Origin of the sequence: Mucilaginibacter sp. (assembly GCF_028288105.1) — a bacterium.
Taxonomy (GTDB): domain Bacteria; phylum Bacteroidota; class Bacteroidia; order Sphingobacteriales; family Sphingobacteriaceae; genus Mucilaginibacter.
Map to the genome: position 1 here is coordinate 1 of NZ_JAQBOI010000099.1, position 3,978 is coordinate 3,978.

The 3,978-nt window shown below is 41.5% G+C and carries 4 protein-coding genes; 3 read left to right on the plus strand and 1 reads right to left on the minus strand.

Annotated elements, in window-relative coordinates; all coding sequences use genetic code 11:
* The 3 genes from JWQ85_RS07135 to JWQ85_RS07145 all read left to right on the plus strand — a co-directional run.
* Window positions 1-251, plus strand: a 251-nt coding sequence (locus tag JWQ85_RS07135; RefSeq protein ID WP_299466093.1) for a hypothetical protein, incomplete at its 5' end; no start/stop codon positions are given.
* 23 nt (window positions 252-274) lie between these two features.
* Window positions 275-1,594, plus strand: a complete 1,320-nt coding sequence (locus JWQ85_RS07140) for a vanadium-dependent haloperoxidase (protein WP_299466096.1) — start codon at window positions 275-277, stop codon at window positions 1,592-1,594.
* A gap of 19 nt (window positions 1,595-1,613) precedes the next feature.
* A complete protein-coding gene (locus tag JWQ85_RS07145) occupies window positions 1,614-3,152 on the plus strand; it encodes a VCBS repeat-containing protein (protein WP_299466099.1) in 1,539 nt (512 codons plus the stop codon).
* Between the two features lie 55 nt (window positions 3,153-3,207).
* On the opposite strand, the gene JWQ85_RS07150 is transcribed toward JWQ85_RS07145, so the two are convergent.
* On the minus strand, window positions 3,208-3,978 hold a 771-nt coding region (locus tag JWQ85_RS07150; protein WP_299466102.1), incomplete at its 5' end, for a multiheme c-type cytochrome.

The following is a 3,978-nucleotide window of genomic DNA, read 5'->3' on the forward strand; positions in this document are numbered from 1 at the left end:
TGGCTGCTACACAGTATAAAGATGTAATGAAAGTGTTTGAACTGAAAAAGCCTGTGCGCACTGTAAGCATAAAGCCTTTGGATATGTTTGCCACCATCAAATATAAAAACGGAAAAACCGCGAAACAGGAGTTTTATAATGGTTCCTCTTTCTTGTCGCAGTCTGGCAGATTTTTTAATATTGATGCTACAATGGCATCGGTTACGGTAACCGATAATGCCGGCCAAAAAAGAGATATACCTTTAAATTAATACTATACTATAGACCCGTTATTATGAGATACTTTAAGGTTTTTATTGCAGCCGCATTTTGTTTGCTGGCAATAAGCTGCAAGCAAAAGCAGAAAATTGCCCGTATAAGCGATGTTGATGTTTTACATCAGAATGTTGATCAGCTTACACAGGTTATTATTTACGATGTTTTTAGTCCACCGGTAGCGAGCCGTATCTATGGCTATACCTCACTGGCTGCATATGAGGCTATGCGTTTCGAAAACCCAAAGTATAATTCAATAGCCAGCCAGCTAAAAGGCTTTAAAGCTATGCCGCAGCCTAAAAAAGGGGTGAAATATAACTATGCACTTGCAGCTACGAAGGCATTTTTTACGGTGGCGCATAAGGTAACCTTCTCTGTAGATACCTTAAAAAAATACGAGGATAAGGTTTTTGCTATGTATCAGGATAACCTTGACGACTCTACCTATGCCCGTTCTGTTGCCTTTGGCGAAAAAGTGGGCGCGGCAATATTAGCACGTTCTAAATTTGATAACTATGCAAAAACAAGAGGGAAACCAAGGTTTTTAGGCAGCACTGATAATGGTAAATGGCACCCAACAGCACCAGATTATTTAGATGGCGTAGAATTTTGCTGGGGTACTATGGAAACCTTTGTGGTAAACTCATCTTCAGATTTCCCGCTGCCGCCGCCAACACCATATAGCGATGATAAAAACAGTGAGTACTTTAAGCAAAACCTTGCGGTTTATGAGCAAAGTAAAAAACTTACCCCCGAGCAGATAAGCATTGCTAAATTTTGGGATGATAACCCTTTTGTTATACAGCATAACGGGCACATGATGTTTGTAAACAAAAAAATTACCCCCGGGGGCCATTGGATTGGCATTACGGCCATAGCTTGTAAAAAAACAAAAGCCGACGCGGTGAAAACTGCGCAAGCCTACGCTTTAACTTCGATTGCTTTGTATGATGCGTTTATATGCGGGTGGCAGGTAAAATATACCACCGAGTACATAAGGCCGGTTACGGTTATAAACGATAAAATTGACAGCAAGTGGCTGCCGCTGCTGCAAACACCACCCTTCCCCGAATACCCAAGCGGGCATAGTGATATAAGCGCCGCATCGGCAGTGATATTAACCCATTTATTTGGCGATAACTTTGAATACGATGATACCAGCGATTTGCGGTACATAGGCATGCAACGCCATTTTAAATCGTTCCTGCTGGCATCCGAAGAAACATCAATAAGCCGTTATTATGGAGGTATCCATTACAAATTTAGTATTGACGCGGCTGCAAAACAAGGCAGGCAAATAGGCGAACACATTTGGAATACATTGAAATTAGAGAACTAAACAAGCGTTACAATTTGTTATGAAATTAAAGCAGACCTTTTTATTTACATCTTTCATATTATCAGGGGTTGCGTTACTATCATTAAGTACCGTGCTTGATGGCTGCAAAAGCAAAAGCACCACATATACACTTACAGGCGATACAATTGCCGATGGTAAGTACCTTGTAGAACTGCATTGTACAAAATGCCATTCGCTTGTACCTGTAAATACGCTTACCAAAAATGTATGGCGTATGCACACATTGCCAGAAATGGCACGTTACCTGGGTATATCAACCTATGGCCCCGATTTTTATAAAGATCCTAAAGATACCGGCGGCATATCTATAGTTAATTGGCAGGCAATTGTTAATTACTATAACAAACTGGCGCCAGATACCCTGCTACCTGCAAAACGGCCAATAGCCTTAACAAATGATTGGGCGGGCTTTACGTTAAAAAAACCGCCCGGTAGCAACGATATCTCATTTACCACAATGGTGGCCGCAAATCTAAATACAGGTAATATCTATACAAGTGATTTGGTTGCAAATAATTTGACCGAATGGGATAACCATCTTAAATCCAAAACGGTGATCGGCCTGCCATCAGCAGCTGTGAATGCTAATTTTACAGGTGCTGATAATGCCACATTATCTTTGATAGGCCGTATTGATCCGGTTGATTATCCGAATGGAAAGATCTTTGGTGTAAACCTGGTTGATAAAAAATTAACCCTTAATGAAATAGCAGGTGATATGCCAAGGCCTGTACAAACCCTTAGTATTGATATAGATAAGGATGGCCGTAATGAACTGGTAGTATTAGGGCAGGGGAATACTAAAGGTGGTGTTTACTTACTTAAATTAGGAGCAGATAACAAAGCCACAAAACAATTTACCATAACCGAAAGGCCGGGTGCCGTACAGGCCATATCAAAAGATTTTAATAACGACGGTTACCCTGATCTGATGGTGCTTTTTGGCGCGGGCGACGAAGGCTTATCGTTATTTATAAATAATAAAAAAGGTGGGTTCACCAATAAGGAACTGTTGCGTTTCCCACCGGTGTACGGTTCAACCAGTTTTCAGCTAACGGATATTGACCACGATGGTAACCTTGACTTGATCTATACTTGTGGATACAATTTCCGCGATTCCCGGATCTTGAAACCATACCACGGCTTATACATTTATAAAAACACAGGCGACTTTAACTTTAAGCAAAGCTGGTTTTATCCTATAAATGGCTGTACAAAAGCCATAGCTACAGATTTTGATAAAGACGGTGATATTGATATTGCTACCATTGCCTTTTTTGCCGATATGAAGAATAACCCTGCCGAAGAATTTATATATTTTGAGCAGGACAAACCAATGCAGTTTAAACCGCACGCTGTGCCGGTTAGCAAATACGGCAGGTGGATGGCTATGGATGTAAGCGACCTGAATAAGGATGGCAAGCCAGATATTATTTTGGGTAACTATGCAAGCGGGTTCTTATTCCAGCCTAATTTTTCACCCTCGTGGGATGAACACCAGCCTTTTATAGTACTGGAGAATAACATAAAGAAATAGAGTTTAAACTTCCTTTAATGATGGTTATGCTACCTACAACGCGGTAGGATAACCATCATTTCTTTTTTATATAGTCCGTTATCTTTGTTATTTCATCAGGATAAACCGCGATGTGGTGCGTGTGTATCAATACCGATTCCTTTTCGTTAACTATTGCTTTTGAGGGAAGGGCAGGCATGTGGCAGGATATACATTTTGCCTGTAATACTTTTGCATCAAGCTTGCCTGTCATTTTACAAAGGTTGTGGTTGGCTGTTTTATGGCAGGTTTGGCAACGCTGGGCAAACAACGCCATGTCATTACGCTCGTTTTTGTGGGTATTGTGGCAGGTAGAGCAATCCATTTGGCTGCTTATATAGCATTTGCTGGTTTTGAGCATATCCAGCTGGTCGCCGTGTACATCAAGGTGGGCCAGATCTAAAGGGCCTGCAGATGGGGCGTGTTTTTTATAGTCGGTGAGTTTATCGCCCGGTTTAAAATCAAATATCGATTTAGAATTTTGGGTTTGTGTGCCCGAGTGGCATGTGCCGCAAAGGTCTATCTTCTGTTCGCGGGTTAAGTCGCTTATTTTGGTTATGTATTTTGCAGTTTTAACAGTCGGGTTTTCTGTCTGGAAATTTACATGCTGCCTGGCACCGCCGTGGCAGCGTTCGCAATCAATGCTCAATATGATCGAATTTTTTTGGAAACCTATAGCATCACCCGAAAAGCTTGGAAGCTTACCCGGCTCAGTTTTAGCGCTTGATGTATGGCACTCCATGCAGCGTAAGTTTATCATCCTGTCAAAACTGGCCATAACGGTATCATAACCGGGGCTCATCATCCA